Consider the following 20,401-nt stretch of genomic DNA (forward strand, 5'->3'; position numbering starts at 1 on the left):
CATCCTGCCTGCCAAGCTGAGATGGGGTTACTTTTAATCCTATTTTAGCACGACTGCGTGGAACGTAAGTGTTAGGAGTACCGGCGTTCTTTTTTAATATATTTAAATTAGATTTTCATATAATAAATACGAATAATTTTACTGACCAACACAGAAATTATTCGTTGAAATCCGTAAGTATCTGTTTTTGATTGTAACGGAAGGCTGCGACTCCAGCGGGAATAGCATGAGTCTTGAGACTCCATAGGTAGCGTATGGTGAGGTAACAACCTAAGTTCGCGACGTCCTGTCGCAACGGTTGCATGACCTATTTTTTCCTTGAAAGTCAAAATTTATTATAAGGAGGCTTATGAATTGTTCTACTTTTCACAATGTCATAAATAAAAAGGGAGTGTATTCGCAAATAGTAATTAAAATGTGGCGGGACCGTCTGGGAATCGAACCCAGCGGAGACGGCACGCGCCTCCCTGAAGGTTTTGAAGTTCGACCGTTAATTTTCCGTTCAATCTGTCCGCCAAATCAGGCGTCAAATCAACGTTTAAGACACCTTCGATTAGTTTTTCGCAATAGAACCCATACGTTATTATTTCGATTCATATAGTAAACGAAGCCTTCGCGTATAGTATAGCAGAAATATAGCGTAATATGTAGTATGATTAGCGAAACATTCCGTTGCTTATCGTTCAGTCTGTTTCATAATATGGCGATATAGGGGCGTATAGCCTGCGACAAGGCGCCAGCGTGTGCGTGCCTATAAATATCGGGGGTGGTCAATAGCGGATATACAAGCGTTATACAGGCGAAATAGCAGCGTTCGTTTATACATAATTGCGCTTACTGGAACGAAGCAAGAAACGCTGCAGCGGTTGATATTATACGAATGTATAAAAACGTGCATAAACGGTAAAATGTTGCAGTTGTGTAACCGTTGTGGCGCAAGGTATTCATATAATAACTACTGTCTATAAGATGTATTATGTTAACTAAAAACGAATATGTCATACATAGTTACGTATAAAGTGAACGCTGTCTGAAACGGAGAATTGTCGGTTTTATTCGTCGAGTTGTATGTATATCGGATGTACTTGGCGTGGAGTGGCGTTCCCCAAACGGGTACCCTAATACGTCGCTTATCTGGGCTCAGATACCCGTAAATATCATTTTTTACCTCGGGGGTTTACGCCACGGACTGAAACGCCATATAACGTCCCTAGCCGGTAATAATTTGCGCAATATTTTTCAATGTCGGGGGGTTATCGTCTTACCGCAATATATGCGATTACTCGAAAAACTTGCCCGGCTTCTTTACGCCTAGCTTTTTGAGCGCCTTCTTTACTTTCATCTCCGTTGATAACTTCGGCTGATATTCCTCGTCATTACATAACCGCGATATAGTCCCGCGGCTTAATCCCGAAGCTTTCTCCAGTTCAAGTTGCGTTATTCCTTCCTCATCTAATTTCTCACCGAAATATGTCCGCGGCTTCTGCACGTCAAAGAATCCGAAAAATAGCAACATAACGATCACCTCGTCTTTTTACCGTCAGTCTCGTCCGAGGTGTCATTTTTTATACCTCGCGAAAAAAAGTGACATATAGGACAAGCGTACCACAATACGATTAAGTATACGACAAAGAATGCCGGAGAGGCTGCCGATTGAAAGACGTTTCAACTATTCGTTTCTATCCTTCGCAACTGGCTACGATAGCAGACAGGTAACTCGCTGCTAACTTTCCCGCAGTAATAGGCGTTCACCTTGTCCGGTACCGTTCGTTTCATTTGGGACTATTTCTCCGAAATAAAGAAAGAAGGTGGTGCGATGCTTTTCGAAGTTTCCTCGTCATTGTTGATGGGCGGATTGGTCGGCTATACCTATTTGCAACAAAGCGGAACCACGTCAGACGCGGCGAAAATTCAGCGCATTTGTGCTAATTCAGGATTGACCGTGAAGGAGGGCGGTAAAACTCGTACGATGCAGCTATTGCGGAAAACGAGGCGTGAATGGGGCGTCGAATATGCTTACCGTATTCCGTTAGGTTTATCGGTCAAGGATTTCGAAAATAAAATCCACGTTATCCAGGACGGACTCAATAACAAATACGCCATATTCGATATAACGCTTGCCGACATTAAAAAACTCCGGCCTAATAAACGGATCATTCAGCAGATTAAGCAACTATTGCGTAAGGAGGTACACAAGGAAATTGAGCTTACGTATGACGGTCTGTTAAAGATTCGCGTCTACAATGATCGCCTGACGGAGTACGTCAAATATGACGATAATCTCCTCGCAAAGTGTAAGGGCTGGCAGGTGCCGGCAGGCGTTTCGAGACACGGCTGGCTATTTCACGACTTCGAACAATTCCCGCACATGATTGTCGCGGGCGCTACTGACAAAGGGAAGTCGGTATTTCTGAAAAACGTCATCACTACGTTAATCGACCGTAAGCCTGACGACGTGTCATTCTCGCTTATCGACTTAAAAGGTGGCCTTGCGTTTGCCCGTTACCGTGACTGCGCCCAGGTCCGATGCGTTGCAAAGTCACCGATTGAAGCAGTTGAAGCTTTGCGGAATCTCCAGCAATCCATGAACGATAAGCTCGACTATTTACTCGAAAAGGGTTACGAGGACATGAAGGAAGCGAAGGAGGACGCCAGGAATTTTATTGTCATAGATGAGGCGGCAGATTTATCCAGCTTCGGTGAGACGGATAAGGAAATGAAAAAGGCGTTAGTCGAAGCGGAGTCCATTATTAAAGATATTGGGCGTAGGGGACGCGCAGCAGGTTATCGGCTCATATACGCCACTCAGTACCCTACGAATGAGACGTTACCTAGTCAAGTCCGCCAAAATGTGAGCGCAAGAGTCTGCTTTAAATTAGAAACGGCTCGCGCAAGTATGGCCGTACTAGATGAAACTGGAGCGGAGGAGTTACCGGCAACTAAAGGGCGGGCAATTTACCGTACTGCGGACGGTCAAACAACGATTCAAACTCCGTATATAAGTAACGATTATATTCAGCGGAAAATAGAGCCGCATATCAATATTCGTGCGAGGGAGGAGTCGCAAGATGGCGTTAACAAAGGAACTGCGACGGATCGAACGGGAAGAGGAGATTCTCTTATCATTGAAGAAACTGAACTATCTTAATCGGTCGCAGTTGCAGGTGCTTCACAATCTCGGCAGTGATCGCAATGCTTCGCGAGTATTAAAGAATATGAGCGAATATGTCAGCAGCTTCCGAGACGGAGAAAACGTTTATTATCTTAATAAAGTAGGGCGCGAACGGGTTAACTGTCGCAGGGTATTAAAAAAGACGATCCAGGCCCGGCACTATATTATGCGTAACTATCTCTATATTGCGTACGGTCAGCCTGCAACGTGGAAGAACGAAATTAAACTGGCCGTAAAGGGTATAACAAGCGTAATATGCGATGCTTTATTCGTGGAAAATAATCGTTATTTTATTATTGAGGTGGATCATACGCAAAAGATGAGCGTTAACAGGCGGAAGATAAAAAAATATCAGCAATTAATGACTGGGGGAGCCTTCAAAATACCGCCAAGCTTTATATGGATAACGACAACCGAGTACCGCAGAAAACAACTCGAAAAGCTACACGAGGGGCTGGACTGTCGAATCTTTACCGTTCAAGATTTCCAATAACACGGGGAGGCGTTTAATATGTTTAATCGCACGAAAACAGTAGGGACCGTCAGTGAGTTCATGAATCCGCAACCTAAGCAAAGGAAAAAGCGTAATACGGCGTCTATTACGGTACCTCTACTACTGGCAGGCGGTGCAACAACTCCGGCAATGGCGGCAGAGCCGGCAGCGGTAACGGTAGCAATAGGGGACGGTATTAAAGAGAAGATAATGCATTCTTTCGATCCGTTAATTGATCTTATTACATCGCTCAGTTACCCGATTGCGGGCGTAATGATCGCGGGCGGGGCGTTAATGATAATGATCGGGCAGAAAGACAAAGGTTATTCGCTAATACAGAATAGCGCAATAGGATATATACTCGTACAGTTATCGCCGTTAATGTTAGAGTTATTAGTCGGAATAGGGGATGCTGTATGAGAACATTCGCATTGTGTACGTTGGAAAAATACGGTAAAATAATAGTCGTATCGAAGGGAGAGAATATTATGAAAATATTTACAAAGGTTGCGGCATTATCTGTATTACTTACGTTATCAGCTTGCGGAGGAGACGAAGAAGAAAAGGCGGAACAACAGCAATCAGAAGACAGCGCGCCGACCGAAGAAGCTGCGGCATCTGCGGAAACAGAGGAAGAAACTGAACCGGCCATAGCGGAAGAAGAAGAGGAGGAACCTGCGGAACCGGAAGACGGCGTTTTAACGGAAGTCGGGCAAACTGTAGACGAGGAGCATTACTCGCTTGAATTGCTGGCAATTAGCGATGAGGAGCAAACTACAAATATCGGACCGGTTGAAATTAAATTGCACGATGCAAAGGTATTTGCGCAGGAAGTTTCCGACACAGCTTTCGAGCAATTATACTCCATGTACGCAAGTGATAAAAATTTCACGACCGTACAACTAACGGCTACTATAACAAATACCGGTGAGGAAGCGATTGGCGTAAGTCCAGTGGAGACAGTCGTATTAAGCACTGGTCAACAGCTCGAATATGATACGAATGAAGTGGGACAGTACGAAAAAAGTCTATACGGTGATTATTTTGATGGAGTAACGAAAGAAGGTCACTACGTTTTCGTTATTGATGGTGAGGTGGACGTGAATAATCTAGAATGGATAAGAGTAATCACAGGGAATACGTTTAACCCCGAGGATTATTCAACGATAAATGAAGGAACAGAAATGCAATTCGATTTATAAACATAAAAAAAGACGGGGCCTTAATCGGTCTCGTCTTCTTTGTTATTAGGTATGTATTTAAGTATGTCGCCAGGAGTAAGTTTTAATCCTTCACAAAGTCGGTCAAGTGTATCATAATCAACTCTCCGAGAAGCGTCTGTTTGTAATCCTTTTACTGTATTGCGGCTTACCCCGGTAATTTCTACGACATTTCGGTTTGATAAATTACGTTCCTCCATTATTTCGCCGAGCCTACAAACAATCATAATAACGCCCTCCAAAAATATTTAAATAATTTACGTCAGGATGTTGACATGATGACAAAATAAGGCTAAGATATACATAGCATGTCAGGAAGTTGACTAGTTAACAAGGGGTCAAGTCAACTAATAGACGTAACTATACCATTTTATCATATTAACGGAGGGGTTATTCATGAAAACTATCGGATTTTATTACGTTGCACCAAAATCGCAAATTGGCTTCGGCTTTATGGTCGTTACTGACGTTCAAACAGGCGCAAAGGCTACGGTAATAGGTCCGAACTGGCTCGATTACTTCGTCAATTCCGGTCTAGTGTCTGCATCCGCAACTATGGGAGCAGTCGATGTGCCTGCCGAATTATTGGACGAGCTGGGCGTTACCTTTCCGGAGGTTGCTGCCGTATGTTAATGCCTTGTGTCGTTATTCACCGCATCGAGGACGTTACATACTGCAAGGTACTTCGACACCGCGGCTTTTATGATACGGAAGTGCGCCAGGTCTTCTATGACGATAACCGCGAATTAAAGCTGTCTCGCTGCGACTTTCATGCTGGCTATTTTGCGTATGACGTGACCGACTATGCTCCGATTCGATTACGCAGTCTGCCGGAGGACCATTTCGTAGGTTTCGACTTCTTCGGATTCTACCAGCGAATGAAACGGATCAGCTTGTACGACTTTCTAGTAAACGACATGCGGCGCGATACGGACGTCAACCTCGAAATACCTTAGCGCAAGGCTCCGATGAAGTAGCCGGGTTGTGCTGCCACACGACTTGGATCGCCACTACGGAGGAGCATGCGCGCGTATGATATAGCCCGTGTCGGGTAGCGCCAACTACTCGAATCGCCACTCGGGCTGCGGTGATGGGGCGGTCTGCCAGCCGTCCCTTGCCGCAACACTATAACGAAAATTTCCGGCAGTTGACCGGCTTATTAAATATGCGTATCTTGCGGTGTGTTCTTTCTGATTATTATAATATACGAACAAGTGTTCCTTGTCAATAGAAATAAAATATAATTTCATAAAATTCTGCAAGTGTGTCTTTTTTTAATAAATTACCGCTTAGACCCTAATTTTTCCGATTCACTGTCGTATATAATCCTAGAAGCCGAAAAAAGTTTCGTCAGAAACGCCAAAAAATCGGAGGTGTAATCGTATTATCCATTAACAGCGAAGAAATTTCGCAACTACCCGTGCCACTTTTCGTTCATTGGGTAATAACGTAATAGGACGTCAAAAAATTTACGAAAATTTGTCCCAAATGAACGATCAAAATGCTGTATAGAGAGTAGAAGGGTAAATATTTCGATGAGGGCGGACAAGCTGCCGGAGGAATAAAATAAAAAACTATTACAAGGGAGAGATTTTATTATGGCAATGAAACCGGTGGATTTTACAGAGGAATTGACGGCTAAGGAAACAGTAGACACAGTGACAATGAGGATCTTCAACGAGTTACCTACGGACAAGCAGCGAAAACTTGAGGAGATAGGTGGAGAGGGAGAAAGTCATGAAATCTTGCAAGAACACACGATCCTACATGAATCAGAGTTTTTGCAAGAAGTATACGGCCGTATCAATGATCATCAGTATGGTCTATGTGGTATTTATATGATAGAGGACAGTTTCTTGGAGGGTGTAACAAATATACCTGCAAAAGTATTTAAAACGTTACGAGATGCAGAGATGGACGTTGAGATAAATAGTATTATCGCTGCAACAATAGGTCGCATTCAGTTTGCGAAGTTATGCTTAGATTACTACGGAATCGAGCGTTTTATCGACATCGATGGAAGACCGCAGAAAGAGGCAGACATAGGCGACGGTTACTATTTATTCTGCCATTGCTAAAACTAATCCAATGAAGGCGCAAAAGGCCGTAGGATAGTCCGTAGTTTATCAGCAAATCCGAAGACGCGGCAGGTTTCGGCAGCCTGTCGCAAAATAACCAAGTAAAGGGAGAGGTTAAGTATGAGTAACGTAGTAAGTTTAAGCTCAAAAAAAGTTAAACAAAAAATGGATGCTATGACGTACGAGGACTGGGCTGATTTAGCGGCGACCGCTAAGGTTGAAAGTGATATTAATAAGATGTATATATCAAAATCGCACTTAAACTTAGATATTCACACTATAAACGATCCGGTAGAAGGCGACATAATTTTCGGCGGCATAATGACAGATGAAGAGTATGAAGGTTTTAAATATCCGCAAGAAATTAAGAGGCATTTATTTCGTCCAGGGATCGGAGATTCTTATCTAATCCACGCTTGGGCAGAAAATTACGAAGAGGCAGAAGAGAAAATACATTCATTTCTTAAACCGTATGGATTTGAACCGTTCCTAATAGTGCCGCTTGATGAAGACGGAATTACCGATTTCATATTTTAAAGGAGGCGCAAAGTATGACGGAGCTTAACCTGCCAAATAAGCCGTTACCAAACGACAAACGCGACCTGCTGAAAACTCGGAATTTCGAAATGTATAACCTCGACCTCATGCGCAAGGTGTTTCCGCGTATCATCGGGGAATGTAACGAACGTCACGGCCGCAAGCAACGTAAGCCGCAGATACGTGATGTTATTCCGTTATATTTCTATCTGCTGTCGTATGTGAACGGTGAGTACGATCGTGCGGACGGGAGTGCTGATAAATGGTTCGGCGCTGCCTTCCCGACTCTCGATCAGATTTCGCAAAGTCTCGATATTGACCGGCGGCGGATTAAGCCGCTAGTCGATATTCTCGAAGCGAACGGGCTGATTCTTCGGACGGAATCTATTTACGTAGAGACGCGAAGGTACAAGCATTACTATATGTCGTTCTGTCCGCAAATAACGGACACCGGCTATTTAGTCGATGAGTGGGGTGAGATAGTCCGTCCTGATCCAGCTGTATATGACAGCGCATAGTGCCGTAGTTGCATCTGATGATACTAACAGTAGTTGCGTCTAATGATACCACGGTTAGTAGCGTCTGACGTTACTGTAAACATACCAACGTTAAACATACCAACGTTAAAGATACCAACCAAAAGATGGCGGTCGCTTACGCTTCCCTTAGACTTCGTTCACTAACGTTCACTTGTCTGCCTACCTAATCGCAATAACATATTAACTAATACCTTTGCGAAGGAACTTTCAAAGAAAAGAAAAGATGGCCGTGAAAAGAAAAGAAAGTTTTCATGCCGCCGAAAGGGTGAGGAAACGATGAATCTCGAATCCTACGCAAAACAGCAAATACTCCGCCTATGGTACGACAAGCCGCAACCGGAAAAGTCCGACGTAGCCGCCCGGCAAGCGCGTATTGCGGCACTACTCCGCGACTTCAAAGCGAAGGGCGTCACGCAATCCGACGAACTAGGAGGCGACTGCCGTCCGTTGGATCGCTGGACCATGACCCATCCGAAATTATGGCGCAAGGGTATACAGGCGGAGCTTATCAATATCATAACGGATTATCTACTCGACGTCGGCCAGGTTGCGGAGCGTGAGGCGGAATATCCGATACCCAACGCGGAGAAGGACTGGCGCGATACCGCAGCCCGCCAAAAATACGAAAGAACGATACTTCTCGATGAAGATATGCAGCAGGACGACGAATGGCCGATACCTGTCCCGTATTCTGCGGATGAGTACGAGCTAGACCATGCGGAAAGCCGACCGGTAGAAGAAGCGGTATTTTGGGAAGACGACGCCTCCGATCCGGCCAGTCTTATTGCGCTGATTGACGACGCGAAACAGGACCCGCGGAAGTATGCGCGAAGGTTTGCCGGTGCGCGCGGAAATGAGCGAGAGGTACGCGTGAAGATACGGCGGCTCGATACGGATCGGGTGAGGCGGTGTGAGTGTTGCGGGGGCGCTTTTTATGCGCATGACCTTCGGCAGCGCTATTGCGATTTATTGCCGATGTATAAGCAGCCGGAATTTTCGCAATGCAGTTACAAAATGAACCTAAAAAATAACCGGAAACCCTTGATAAATCGGGAAAAACCGGCTATTTAGTAAAGGGAAAACCCTATTGTATATGGAGGGAACAAAGGCGCTCTTTTTTAGGGCGTTATGTTCAAGTTTATACAATAAAGTACAAGGAGGGGGTAAATATGACAGGAAAAACAGTTAAGGCGGTTCGTTTATATTTAGAAAAAACACAAGAAGAATTTGCCAATGACACTGGCGTTTCTGTCTCTTGGTTGTCGCGAATCGAAAATGGCAAAGTTAAACCTTCCGAGCGTTTGCGTATGTCTATATCAAAAATATTTGAGATTGACGGAGAGTTTTTGGAGGTGGTGGAGCGTTCACATAAACTACTTCCTTAATTTTTTTGCTTATTAAACTATAAACGTTCAAATTTATCCAACTTAATGTTAACATGAGGTGATTTCAATGTCAAATAGTAAATTTTCCATAAATCGAGGTTATAAACGATGTCGCTTAAACAAGACCTAGCAAAACACGCAGCCAGCGATTGCGCTACTTACGACGCTGACGGCCAGTGCCTTCTTGATCGGCCTTGCGTATTTTTCGAAGATACGAAGGAGATACCGCGCTGCCCGTATTTCGAGAATTTGGTACTGCCCGGAAACGAAGCACTGCATACGCGATACTGGCAAACTTACATGCCGGCTGACAACTTGCCCTTTTGCGATAAATGCGGCCAGCCGTACGAACGAAAAAGCGGGCGGCAAAAGTATTGCTCACCTTGCGGAGCAAAGGCGAAGCGAGAACGGAAAAAGCGGTATAACCACGACTATTATTTGCGGACGAAAAAGCAGGCATGAGTCAGTACCTTTTAAAGCAAAAACAGCCATTTTAACCGCAAAATTAGCGCGTGTACGGGGCGTTAAGCATAGCCGAATATGTAAGCAAGGGTTTAGCCTTTATAGCGTTCAAAAGGTACTTAAAAGGTACTTACGAGGAGGCGGATAAGTGAGAGCGGCTTTTATAAATATCAAGGTGGAATACGGCGCAGTATCCGTGCGAATTAATGAGCGCAACAAAGACGGCACTTTTCAGCTTCGCAAAATAGGCTCGATTTATTTCGAAGTACCTTGCTCGGAGAAGACAGCGGCCTTTGTGCGGGCTGTACCGGAGATCCTGGAACAGCTACCGGAAGACGTCGAGCATGTGCATTTTATCGGCACGAATCAGCTTTTTAATAAGTCCGCGAGGTTACAGCAGCGACTCGAAGGCTCTCCGGCACAACTTCGTATTAGGCGCTTAAAGCCGGGGTTGCCGTGGTTACGTTGGGAGCTGACGGAATTAATTAACGACGCAATAAAACGAAAATCAACGGTATGGAGTGATATTAGCGCATGGGGCGATTGGACTTAGACCGGCTAGGCGAGACGAAAAAGGAACAGGGAAAAACGTTTGCTACGCCTGACGACTGGTATCCGCCTTGGCTGCGGTATTTCATCGAAGAAAACGAAGAGTTCGCGCATTTACGGCGGCCAAAAGTGAGACTGCGGTGTATTCGGATGAGCCAGGAGTTTGATTGCGATTTCGAAAGACGGACCGGACGTCAGGCGAAGAGGAGGGGACGATATAACAATGATGGGCGTGCAATTAGGGAGCGAGTGCATCATAGTACACCATGTCGAGACAAGCCAACTGGCCGCAGACGTACATTTCGTTAGTATCCGGATCATTGACGCCCAAACGGGCGAAATTTCGGAAAGTAAGACGTCAAAATATAACGGAGTTAGTCGCGGAGTTGCTGCGGGATTGTCGCTTGAGGAAGCGTATCGACTTGCGGCTGATAACAATTTTATAACTGTAAAAGAAGTTAGCACGAACAAATAATAAAAAGGGAGATAGATAATATGGCAGATAATCTACAACAAGCAATGGAAGCATACGAGCAAGCGCAAGAAATTGCAGGACAGGCTACAACCACTATTCACACGTTTCAAGATATGTACGATGAACAGGCGGCGAAAATTAACACGGATACCATGCTTAGCGATACAGGAAAGGCACAAAAACGAGAACAATTAAATAAGGAAATGGCAAACGAGTTGTTTACTAAGCTGCAAAAGGACAAACAAAGCTATCAAGAAAGTATAGTAAAAGCTACGAACAGAGCAAAGGACGCCCTAGCAGCGCCCCATAAGAAACCACATGATACAGACATTAAGTTACATGAAAAAGAAGTCAATAAATTAAAAATGGATGCACTAATGGGGCATGGAGGGCAGACGGTTATGAAGTTAAAACAGTATGCGGATAAAATCGAAGACCCTTATCTCGCAGAGAACTTCATCAACGAACTACCGTCGATGTATGAACGACTAATAAACAAGAACTTAACGTCACAGGAAAAAACGTCATTACATCGTATCTATGAAGACATGCAACAAAAAGCAATGACAGACGAGCAGAGACAGGCGCAACAAATTTTAGCAAGCACAGAAGGAGCTTTTTCACGACAATTTTATAATCAAATCCACAACCAGCCAATCGCGCAGAGGTTAGGGAGCAAATACGCGGGGATTTTAAACCGACCGGATGATTTCAACTTAACAGAATATGGACGCAAGTAATAAAAGTGAGGAAGAAACCGGAAATCAAAATTAAAAACCAAAAGGGGAGCGATCTAATGAGAATCAGATACGAGGGAAATAAATTAATCATTGAAAATGACGATGAGGTACTTGCGAAGGTAGAAGGGGAAGACATTGACGAGGTAGAGCTTCCAGCTAATGAGTTTCCGCGCGGCGAGCTAGTCGGTGCAGACGATCTATCAAGAGCCTACGACATCGGAGTAAGACGAGGTAAAGAAGGCGCGAAGATTTACGCGAAGGCAAAACAGTTATTCGTGAAGAGTTATAACGATAGGCACAATATCAAATAGCTGCGATGATCGGCCGATCCTACTAAAGCCTGGAGCAGCAAAGTTAAAATTTTAGACATTTACTGCGGCGCCCTCCGGGGCGTCTTTTTTATTTACGCATTACGTCAACTAATATTCGGAAAGGGTGAACGAAATGACAACGTTATCATACAGGCGTAGTAAGCAACTACGCGAATTTCTAACGATAGTAGAAAACGTCAACTTTGCGCTAGACGACGACTTCAAACGCAGAATCAAACGGCTGCAACGTTTTAAAGCGATTGCGACGGCTTTTCGGCAGGACGGCGGTATCGTCAGCAGTATCGGCTTAATTATGGCGGAGATTATCCGGCTATTAGAGCAAATAAATACGACGGCAATTTACGAGGTTGCGCATAAGTCTGCCGGAGAAGCTGGCGAGTTGATCGCCGTATTACAAAGGGATATTGAGGAGGTGGAGACGGGATGGCACTTGATTTAAAAGCCGTATTGCGGTTAGAGGATAAATGGTCGGCTCCTATGCGCAAAGCGGTAAAGCAGACGGAGAAGTTAAGTAACACAACGAAGAAGACGTCCGGTACCTTTTCCAAAATGACGAAAACGATGGATAAGGCGATGTTAGGCGTAGCGGGTACGGCAGTGGCGGCCTTTGGTACCGTAGGCGTGGCGGCTATCAACGCAGGTAATGACGCCCAACAAGCACAGAAGACGCTCATAGCAGGCACAGGCGCACAAGGCGAAGCACTAGACGGCCTGATGGAATCCTACCGCAAAGTAGGCAGCCAGGTACCGCAAGACCTCGGACTAGTTGCGCAGGCAGTAGCGGACTTGAACACGCTAACCGGTGAGACGGGAAGCGCGCTGGAAAGCACGACTAAGGCGGTTTTAGACAGCTCGCGGCTCATGGGCGAGAGTGGCGTTGAGAACGTCAATGCTTTCGGACGCGCTCTAAATCAGTGGCAAATACCGGCGGCAAAAGGCGAAGAAACGGCAGCGAAGCTATTCAAGGTTGCGCAAGATACAGGCGTAGGGTTTGGCGAGCTATCCGGCCAGCTAACGGAGTACGGCTCCGTCTTACAAAACGCCGGCTTTACAGCAGAGGAAGCCGCCAGCCTATTCGGTAATTTATCGAAGGAAGGTTTGTCGGTATCGCGGATCATGCCGGGGCTTAACATGGCATTTCGAAACTGGGCCAGCGAAGGTAAGAACGTCCAGGACGAACTAGGCAACGTCATAACACGCATGAAAGACGCCTCGGACGGTACCGAAGCGCTGTCTATTGCGACTGACGCTTTTGGAGCCGAAGGAGCGCAGCGCCTAGTAACGGCAGTAAGGAACGGTACCTTGTCGCTAGAGGATTTAGGCGGCGGGCTAAACGGTGCCGTCGAGAACCTAGAAGAAGCGAACAACAGCTCGAAGACGTTCGGTGAACTTTGGGCGGAAGCGATGAACGTCGCTAATACGTCCTTGCAGCCGTTAGGTACGGCGTTGTTAGAAGTTGCGCAGGACTATATGCCGCAGTTACGGGATGCAGCGCAGACAATGGGCGATTATTTGAAGACGAACATGCCGCAAATTAAGCAGTCCATCGAAGAGTTTGCGAATACAGCCGGCTCAGTAATCGACAACGTAATCGAGAAGGCTACGAAGTTTTATAACTTTATCCGCGACAACTGGGGCGCAATTAAAACGACAGTCATTACGTTAGGTGCTACGTTTATCGCGCTACGGGCGACGATGGCGGCAATGACGATTATCAGCACCATATCGAAGCTATGGACGACCTTCAAAGGCGTTATTGCGGCGGTCAGAACAGCGCAGCTATTCCTTAATGCGGCTATGCTTGCGAACCCTATCTCCGCTATCATCGCCGGTATTGCGGCGCTCATATTGATCGGGATTTATTTGTGGCGCAATTGGGACACCGGGCGTGAGGCGGTTAAGAAGCTGTGGGGCGCAATCAAGACGGCATTCGGCAATATCGGCTCATGGATTGCGGATAGCATGAGCTTCGCAAAAGACGCGGTAGTCGCCGGGTTTAAGTTCATCTATAACGGAGCAAAGTCCCGCATCAAGTCGCTACTGTCAACGGTCAAGTCGATATTTACGTCAATCCGTGACTGGATCAGCGACAAAGTGACAGCCGCAAAGGATAAGCTAGTCGGAGCCTTCGAGACTGCGCGTGACAAGGTATCTAGTGCGCTTGAGAACGCGAAAGAGGCCGTCGGTAACTTCTTCGACCCTTTGCTCGACTTTATCGGCAAGGCAAAGGGCGCCTGGGATAGCTTTACCGGTGCATTATCGAAATTTAAGATGCCGGCAGGAGTCGGTAAGATTGCGAGTGGTGTCGGTAATTTTGTCGGCGGACTAATACCGGGCAACTACCACGGGCTAGACTCCGTACCTTACGACGGCTATACAACGCGATTGCATAAAGGCGAAACGGTTCTGCCGCGTGAGGAAGCGAAAGCCTATCGCGAAGGTAAGTCCGGCGGAGGGGACGTCCACGTCAACATTAACGGAGATTGGTCGGTTAGCAGCCGGGCGGATGCCGATTATATTATCGACGAGCTAACGCAAAAGATTAAATCTAGCGTAAATGGCGGCGGCCTGTCTCATGCCCGTGCGAAAGCTGGAACGGGGGTTGTGTACTAATGTCGGTTAACGAATTAGTCGAGTTAATGCATATGGCCGGCAGGCAGGATACTTGGGACGTCGGACGAGGAACGGTTATACAATCGCCGCCTACTCCGGTCATAAAAGACAATCTAACTGGCATGGAGCTAGACGCGGACGACCTCGTATTTTCCGACCATTTAACGGAGCATACGCGCGAGATTGAAATAGCGGGCAGCACTCAAACCGCCGGGACACATCCGCACTCGCACGGATACCAACCGACGACTATGACGGTTAAGTCACCGTTGAAGGCCGGCGATCAGGTGATTTTACTACGTCCGCCTGATCCGATGTCGTCGTTTGTGGTTATCGGTAAGTTCGTAAGGTTCGAATAATTTACGGAGGTGAGCGATATGTTACCGGATTTAGACGCATTGAAACAGCGAGTCAAAGAAGCCGCAGAAAGGCAGCCGAAGCAGCCTCCAATGCCGGAGCCATTCGTACCACGGGCGTTTGCCCTTGCGTGCCTACAACGGTCAAGGATCGTACAGGATGCCTATAAACGATATGAACAACTGTATGAACAAATGGCGGAGGTTCCTGCGTACAAGTCGCAAAAATTAGACGAGGCGGGCGAATATTTACAGCTTGCGAGGCTATGTACCGATATAGATACGCGCCATAAGGCGGGGATGTTATCGGCCATGCACAAGGCGCTCACGGATGAAGAGTTTACCGTAACTAGCGCAAGGCTGCGGTTTAGAGTGCTTCACCTCTACTTCCGAGCAGAGGCGGATGAAGCCGATTACACGCCGACAGAATTAACCAAAGAAGAAAAAGCGGAGGTTAAACGATTAAGAGAAGATGACGCCTATTTTGCCGAACAATACAAAAAATATAAGGAGGAGTTAGCGAATGAGTAAGATTAGCGATTTAGGGCGGAAGTTAACACCTCAGCAACGCAAGGCCGCGCATTTCTTAGTCGATAAGGAGCTAAACGCAACGGGCCGGACTATAAAAGATATTGCGGAAGAGGTCGGAGTAAGTGACCGCATGATCTACCACTGGAAGAAGGACGAGGCGTTCATCCTATATAAGAACGCAGTAAACGAACAGCAGATTGCGGAAGTAGCCGGCGAGATTGACGGCCTGCTGATTAATCATATCCGGCAAATGGGCAACAAAAACGGCTCATTTAGCACGAAGGCGCTGGAATTAGCGTATAAACGGCTAGGCTTGCTGACGAACAAGTCCGAAATAGAGATGCGCACGGAAGAGACGACGAGTGATCCGCGAAGCAACGTCGCAATAGAGGCAGAGATTGCGGAGTTAGACGCATTACTAGCGGAAGACAACGAAGAGGATAACGTACACTGAACGCAACAGGCGGGGCTGCTTTCGGGCAGTTCCGTATACATATGAAAACCCTCCGCTACCAAGCGAAGGGCCTTAATTCAACTTCTTCTATCAAATATCGTTTTTAACGGGCTAAACTGATTATGCTGTTTAGTTACGTCTGAATTAGCCAGATTAACATAACGCCTAACCATTGAGAGATCGCTATGTCCTAGTATATGCTGAAGACTAAACGGATCGCCTCCGTTCATGATATATAACAGCGCGCCAGTGTGTCTGAAAGTATGCGGACTTACTCGCTTGTTCGTAATACCGGCCTGCTCCGCATAGTCTGCTAAGGACTTGCGAACTGTCCCAGCAGCTAACGGGCGACCGTCATAGGTTAAGAATAAAGTATCGTTATAGAACTCCTCCGTTTCTTCCAAGTAAAATGATAGGTAACGCAAGGAACGGGCTGATAGCGGAAGAATGCGCTCTTTCTTAGTTTTGGTATGATCGGCCTCTAAACGAATGGAGCCGTTCCTTAGATCGAGATTCTCACGCCTCATAGAAAGTAACTCTTTAATGCGAGCCATCGTGTCTAACATGACTAGCATTAACGTCATATCACGGAATCCCGAATAACGTGTTTCATCTACGCAAGCGAATATTCTATGAAGCTCGTCCACGGACAAGGCGTCTACTTGCGAATAGGGCTGCTTTACAGGCTTGAACTTATCGTGAATAATTTCGTTAATATATTGCTCTTCATAACACCAGCGAATGAATGCGCGCAAGGTTCTTACCCGTACGTTAATAGTAGTGGCTTTCAGACCTTTGTCGCTCATAAAGCGAATATACTCCGTAAATACCTCCGGCACTATCTCTTCATTCTCTAGGTCCTTTATTCCCGCAACCTCTTCTAAAAAGTCGATAAACCATCCGAAATGTATGTCGTAATCCCGAATAGTAGTAGGCGATAAGCCTTGCGCCTTTTTCACCGACATATACCGGTCGTATAATTCGTGAAGTGAATAACGCGTTACTCGATTAGGGCTGAACTGGTACCGCGTGCTTTTGGAGCGAACATGCTTTGACGATTGCGAGACTCGCTTGAACGTTGATTTTCCCTTTAACGCCATAAAAATACCTCCTACCGTATAGTAGAAGGCCCCGAAGTATTCTAATATGTATCGAATTAACAACGAATAGTATGCGTAAGTATTCAAAAATTATCGCAAAAAACCGTCGGGCAATCTCCGTCAAATCTCCGGAATAAATCACCGATCAAATCTCCGTCCAAATCGCCGTATCCCTTGCGGCAGTAGGCGTTGAGTGGCGGGACCGTCTGGGAATCGAACCCAGCGGAGACGGCACGCGCCTCCCTGAAGGTTTTGAAGACCTCGGCGTGCACCAGCAGCGCAACCGGCCCCAAGCTATTATCCTATGTCATTGTACGACTAAATTCGAAAGAACGCAACGGTCACGTATTATTTTCAAAATGAACGTACCTATAGTAAGATTAAATCAGTAATTTTCGTTTAGGGTGGGGAAGCTATGGCAAAGCGTACTTTTACAGTCGGCATGGCCGGGCATATCGATCACGGTAAGACAACTTTAACAAAAGCGCTGACTGATATTGACACAGACAGGCTTCGGGAAGAAAAAGAGCGGCGTATTTCTATTGAGCCGGGCTTTGCACCGCTTTCCTTGGGTGCTGACCTGGACGTCTCCATCATTGACGTGCCGGGTCATGAACGTTTTATTCGACAGATGATCGCAGGGGTTGCCGGTATTGATGCTGTTATTTTAGTAGTGGCTGCGGATGAAGGGGTCATGCCGCAGACAAAAGAGCATCTTGAAATTCTTTCACTACTTGGTGTAAAAGGCGGTCTGATAGCCGTTACAAAAATGGATAAAGTGGATGAAGAACTATTAGAGATGGCCGGTGAAGACATCCGGGAGCAGGTACAAGGCACGCCGTTTGCAACTTCTGGTATGGTATATGTGGATAGCGTTTCAGGGCGCGGAATTGACGAGCTGCGTGAAAAGTTGACTAACCTGCTCGCACCACTTCCTGTTAAGAGTACGGAAGGTGCGTTCAGGCTTCCGGTCGATCAGGTGTTTTCTGTTCACGGGCAAGGAACTGTCGTACGTGGAACTGTCTATGAGGGAACAGTAAAAGAAGGGGAAACCGTCCGAGTACTGCCCGCGAACAAACAGATCCGTGTTAAACAGTTGCAAGTTCATGGGAAACGAGTGACAGAAGGGTTAGCTGGCCAGCGTCTTGCCTTAAATATAACAGGTTTAACAAAAACGGAAATAACGCGCGGCGATGTCGTGGCAGGCGGCGAAGAATACATAACGACTTCTGTACTAAATGTCGTACTGTTTGTTTCCGATTCGCTCGCTTTTCCCGTTAAGCAAAGAGGTCCGATCAAACTGCACCTTGGCACCGCAGAAGTATACGGGAAAATTGTCTTTTTTGACCGGAACATACTTAAGCATGATACTGACCAGGTGCTCTGCCAACTCCGTCTAAATCAACCAGTTGTTACAAAAAGAGAAGATCGTTTTATTTTGCGTCGTCCTTCACCCGTTGAAACAATTGGCGGCGGATGGATTATTAACCCGCTTGGAGATCGGATGAAGTTTGGGGTAGAGACAATCAAACGTTTAGAAGCTGAACTGGAGGGAACGCCGGAGGATCATATCCGCGAATCCTTGCGTGAACATACGTGGCTCTTAAGGGAAGAACTCGCAAAGTTCACGGGACTCACAGGTGAAGAGATTAGAGCGTTAACAGAAAAAATGAAAGACGAGCAGATTATCGATGAGTTTGCGAATAAAAAATTATACTTACAAACTACGTTTAATCAGTTTGCGAAACAATTAATAGAGGAATTAACAGAATATCATGAGGCCTATCCACTTCGGGTTGGCAAAAATAAAGAAGAACTGAATGTAAAAATGACTGATATGCCTTCTAGTGCAGCTGATCAGTTCTTACAGCTAGCAGAGCAAAACGGTCAAATTGTAAAGGTTGATCAGTTTATTGCCCTTCCTAACCATCAACCGTTTTTCCCACGAGGCTGGGAAAAACGAATGCAGCAAGCTGTCGGATGTTTACAGGCTGACGGCCTCTCGGTAGGAAAGTGGACTGATTATACAAACACACAGCAACTTCCTGCAGATTTGGCAGAGGAATTGAAACTATCTTTACGCCAGACAGGTAAAGCGGTAGCGATGGATGATCAGCACATATGGTCAAGAAAGGCAGTTGATTCTGCAGTCCAAACGTTACGTGAGCATTCTCCTGCTTCTTTTACGCTGCAAGAGGCAAAAGATATTTTGCAGCTATCCCGAAAGTATCTCGTACCTTTTTTAGAATGGATGGATGAAATCAATATGACAAAACGACAAGAGAATGAAAGAATATGGCGGAAAAAATGATGAAAGAAAGACGACCAGAAGTTCTTTATCTTACCCCGTACTATCGTTCCAGGCGCGGTAATGCCACCACAGCCAAGCGGATGCAGAAGCATTTAATAGAGGCGGGGGCAAACGTCCGCGTATACGCTTATGAGGAGGAAGAAGATGATCCTATTCAAAAGGCGATTGAAAAAGCGGATCTTGTCCATGCCCTTCATGTGAAACGAACGGCTGCCTGGCTGCGGAACGCGGATGTGACATTAACGAAACCACTCATCCTCACTTCGGGCGGAACGGATATTAACGTAGATTTGTATGATAATAGAAAAAAGCAGACGATGGAAAAGCTATTAAAACAAGCGGAGGCGTTAACCGTATTCACAGAAGATGCACGGGATAAAGTTCTTCAGCAGTTTCCTGACATGACAAATAAAATTCATGTTATACCGCAATCTGTAGCCATTCCAGAATTTGAAAACGACGCTCGCTTTCATCTGCCTGAGGGAACACCCAAAATACTACTCCCAGCCGGCCTTCGCCCCGTAAAGGATGTTCTGTATGCAGTGGAAGCAGTAGACCGCCTGCGCTCTGTCTATCCTGACATTCAGTTTTTGCTAGTAGGCGAGGTGTTAGACAGTGAAGTTGAAAATGCTGTTAGGGAAATGGAAAAGAGGCATGATTGGTTTACGTATCACAAACCGGTTGCACCGGAGCAGATGATACATTTATACCAATGGGCTGATGTGGTGTTGAACACTTCGCAGTCAGAAGGACAACCGATCAGCTTATTAGAAGGAATGGCAGCAGGAAAGCCGGCGCTTGCGAGGGATATTCCGGGCAACAGAAGTGTTGTTCAGCACGGTTACAATGGGTATTTATTTTCCACTCCTTCGCGTTTTGCCGCTCAATTAGTAAACTTGATAGAAAATAAGGATCGTTATAAGCGATTGGCTCGCCAGGCTGTCGTAAGTGTTCGCGAACAGCATAATCCTGCCCACGAAGCAGCGGCCTACTTACAGTTGTATAATAAAATTGCAGAGGCTTCTTATATTTGAAACAAATAAAATGGTCAGCT

The 20,401-nt window shown here is 46.0% G+C and carries 25 protein-coding genes and 1 tRNA gene; 22 read left to right on the top strand and 4 right to left on the bottom strand.

The features are described 5' to 3' along the window. Positions 1–1,279: 1,279 nt before the first annotated feature. Positions 1,280–1,516, bottom strand: coding sequence for a helix-turn-helix domain-containing protein (locus LOR49_RS06320; protein ID WP_240375413.1), 237 nt, complete (start codon positions 1,514–1,516; stop codon positions 1,280–1,282). A gap of 300 nt (positions 1,517–1,816) precedes the next feature. Between LOR49_RS06320 and LOR49_RS06325 the strand changes: the two genes are divergently transcribed. The 4 genes from LOR49_RS06325 to LOR49_RS06340 all read left to right on the top strand — a co-directional run bounded on the left by LOR49_RS06325 (position 1,817) and on the right by LOR49_RS06340 (position 4,867). Further along, positions 1,817–3,148 (top strand): FtsK/SpoIIIE domain-containing protein, encoded by a 1,332-nt coding sequence (locus LOR49_RS06325; RefSeq protein ID WP_240375415.1) that lies wholly within the window; start codon positions 1,817–1,819, stop codon positions 3,146–3,148. Further along, the gene (locus LOR49_RS06330) at positions 3,069–3,665 is read left to right on the top strand and encodes a replication-relaxation family protein (protein ID WP_240375416.1); all 597 of its coding nucleotides are present in this window, start codon (positions 3,069–3,071) and stop codon (positions 3,663–3,665) included. Before LOR49_RS06325 ends, LOR49_RS06330 begins: the two co-directional genes overlap by 80 nt. Positions 3,666–3,683: 18 nt before the next feature. Beyond that, positions 3,684–4,085 (top strand): hypothetical protein, encoded by a 402-nt coding sequence (locus tag LOR49_RS06335; RefSeq protein ID WP_240375417.1) that lies wholly within the window; start codon positions 3,684–3,686, stop codon positions 4,083–4,085. A gap of 68 nt (positions 4,086–4,153) precedes the next feature. Continuing rightward, on the top strand, positions 4,154–4,867 hold the full coding sequence (locus LOR49_RS06340; RefSeq protein ID WP_240375418.1) for a hypothetical protein: 714 nt from the start codon (positions 4,154–4,156) through the stop codon (positions 4,865–4,867). A 20-nt stretch (positions 4,868–4,887) separates the two neighbouring features. Here LOR49_RS06340 and LOR49_RS06345 read toward each other — a convergent pair whose 3' ends face one another. After that, on the bottom strand, positions 4,888–5,112 hold the full coding sequence (locus tag LOR49_RS06345) for a helix-turn-helix domain-containing protein (protein ID WP_240375419.1): 225 nt from the start codon (positions 5,110–5,112) through the stop codon (positions 4,888–4,890). A gap of 169 nt (positions 5,113–5,281) precedes the next feature. Here LOR49_RS06345 and LOR49_RS06350 point away from each other — a divergent pair, with 169 nt between their 5' ends. From LOR49_RS06350 to LOR49_RS06425, 16 genes are all read left to right on the top strand, one after another. Beyond that, a complete protein-coding gene (locus LOR49_RS06350; RefSeq protein WP_240375421.1) occupies positions 5,282–5,518 on the top strand; it encodes a hypothetical protein in 237 nt (78 codons plus the stop codon). Beyond that, positions 5,512–5,841: a hypothetical protein gene (locus LOR49_RS06355; protein WP_240375422.1), complete on the top strand. Its 330-nt coding sequence runs from the start codon at positions 5,512–5,514 to the stop codon at positions 5,839–5,841. The genes LOR49_RS06350 and LOR49_RS06355 overlap by 7 nt, the downstream gene beginning before the upstream one ends. A gap of 642 nt (positions 5,842–6,483) precedes the next feature. After that, complete coding sequence (locus tag LOR49_RS06360) at positions 6,484–6,963, top strand: hypothetical protein (RefSeq protein ID WP_240375423.1); 480 nt, start codon at positions 6,484–6,486, stop codon at positions 6,961–6,963. Positions 6,964–7,083: 120 nt separating this feature from the next. Then, a complete protein-coding gene (locus LOR49_RS06365) occupies positions 7,084–7,500 on the top strand; it encodes a hypothetical protein (protein ID WP_240375424.1) in 417 nt (138 codons plus the stop codon). A 14-nt stretch (positions 7,501–7,514) separates the two neighbouring features. Then, on the top strand, positions 7,515–8,018 hold the full coding sequence (locus LOR49_RS06370) for a hypothetical protein (RefSeq protein ID WP_240375425.1): 504 nt from the start codon (positions 7,515–7,517) through the stop codon (positions 8,016–8,018). A gap of 297 nt (positions 8,019–8,315) precedes the next feature. Then, a complete protein-coding gene (locus tag LOR49_RS06375) occupies positions 8,316–9,110 on the top strand; it encodes a hypothetical protein (RefSeq protein WP_240375426.1) in 795 nt (264 codons plus the stop codon). Positions 9,111–9,208: 98 nt separating this feature from the next. Beyond that, positions 9,209–9,424 carry a helix-turn-helix domain-containing protein gene (locus LOR49_RS06380; protein ID WP_240375427.1) on the top strand — a complete coding sequence of 72 codons (216 nt, stop codon included), beginning with the start codon at positions 9,209–9,211 and terminating at the stop codon, positions 9,422–9,424. A 610-nt stretch (positions 9,425–10,034) separates the two neighbouring features. Next, complete coding sequence (locus LOR49_RS06385; protein WP_240375429.1) at positions 10,035–10,439, top strand: hypothetical protein; 405 nt, start codon at positions 10,035–10,037, stop codon at positions 10,437–10,439. 159 nt (positions 10,440–10,598) lie between these two features. Next, positions 10,599–10,910: a hypothetical protein gene (locus tag LOR49_RS06390; protein ID WP_240375431.1), complete on the top strand. Its 312-nt coding sequence runs from the start codon at positions 10,599–10,601 to the stop codon at positions 10,908–10,910. A 20-nt stretch (positions 10,911–10,930) separates the two neighbouring features. Next, positions 10,931–11,650, top strand: a complete 720-nt coding sequence (locus tag LOR49_RS06395; RefSeq protein WP_240375432.1) for a hypothetical protein — start codon at positions 10,931–10,933, stop codon at positions 11,648–11,650. Positions 11,651–11,706: 56 nt separating this feature from the next. Next, positions 11,707–11,961, top strand: a complete 255-nt coding sequence (locus LOR49_RS06400; RefSeq protein WP_240375434.1) for a hypothetical protein — start codon at positions 11,707–11,709, stop codon at positions 11,959–11,961. A 133-nt stretch (positions 11,962–12,094) separates the two neighbouring features. Then, positions 12,095–12,421 (top strand): hypothetical protein, encoded by a 327-nt coding sequence (locus LOR49_RS06405; RefSeq protein WP_240375435.1) that lies wholly within the window; start codon positions 12,095–12,097, stop codon positions 12,419–12,421. Further along, positions 12,406–14,595, top strand: coding sequence for a phage tail tape measure protein (locus LOR49_RS06410; RefSeq protein ID WP_240375436.1), 2,190 nt, complete (start codon positions 12,406–12,408; stop codon positions 14,593–14,595). The genes LOR49_RS06405 and LOR49_RS06410 overlap by 16 nt, the downstream gene beginning before the upstream one ends. Beyond that, a complete protein-coding gene (locus LOR49_RS06415) occupies positions 14,595–14,954 on the top strand; it encodes a DUF2577 domain-containing protein (RefSeq protein ID WP_240375437.1) in 360 nt (119 codons plus the stop codon). Before LOR49_RS06410 ends, LOR49_RS06415 begins: the two co-directional genes overlap by 1 nt. A gap of 18 nt (positions 14,955–14,972) precedes the next feature. After that, on the top strand, positions 14,973–15,482 hold the full coding sequence (locus LOR49_RS06420; protein ID WP_240375438.1) for a hypothetical protein: 510 nt from the start codon (positions 14,973–14,975) through the stop codon (positions 15,480–15,482). Then, positions 15,475–15,936 carry a phBC6A51 family helix-turn-helix protein gene (locus tag LOR49_RS06425; protein ID WP_240375439.1) on the top strand — a complete coding sequence of 154 codons (462 nt, stop codon included), beginning with the start codon at positions 15,475–15,477 and terminating at the stop codon, positions 15,934–15,936. Before LOR49_RS06420 ends, LOR49_RS06425 begins: the two co-directional genes overlap by 8 nt. Positions 15,937–16,013: 77 nt before the next feature. Here the strand turns inward: LOR49_RS06425 and LOR49_RS06430 are convergent, their stop codons facing one another. Together LOR49_RS06430 and LOR49_RS06435 are read right to left on the bottom strand one after the other, a co-directional pair. Then, a complete protein-coding gene (locus LOR49_RS06430) occupies positions 16,014–17,036 on the bottom strand; it encodes a tyrosine-type recombinase/integrase (protein ID WP_240375440.1) in 1,023 nt (340 codons plus the stop codon). A 194-nt stretch (positions 17,037–17,230) separates the two neighbouring features. Beyond that, positions 17,231–17,327: transfer RNA gene (locus LOR49_RS06435), tRNA-Sec, on the bottom strand. A 124-nt stretch (positions 17,328–17,451) separates the two neighbouring features. On the opposite strand from LOR49_RS06435, the gene selB reads away from it, so the two are divergent. Together selB and LOR49_RS06445 are read left to right on the top strand one after the other, a co-directional pair. Then, the gene (gene selB, locus LOR49_RS06440; protein ID WP_240375441.1) at positions 17,452–19,347 is read left to right on the top strand and encodes a selenocysteine-specific translation elongation factor; all 1,896 of its coding nucleotides are present in this window, start codon (positions 17,452–17,454) and stop codon (positions 19,345–19,347) included. Beyond that, a complete protein-coding gene (locus LOR49_RS06445) occupies positions 19,332–20,381 on the top strand; it encodes a glycosyltransferase (protein WP_240375443.1) in 1,050 nt (349 codons plus the stop codon). The genes selB and LOR49_RS06445 overlap by 16 nt, the downstream gene beginning before the upstream one ends. The last annotated feature ends 20 nt before the right edge of the window (positions 20,382–20,401 follow it).

Origin of the sequence: Bacillus piscicola, from assembly GCF_022458745.1 — a bacterium.
In the GTDB taxonomy this organism is placed as follows: Bacteria; Bacillota; Bacilli; order Bacillales; family Marinococcaceae; genus Alteribacillus_A; species Alteribacillus_A piscicola.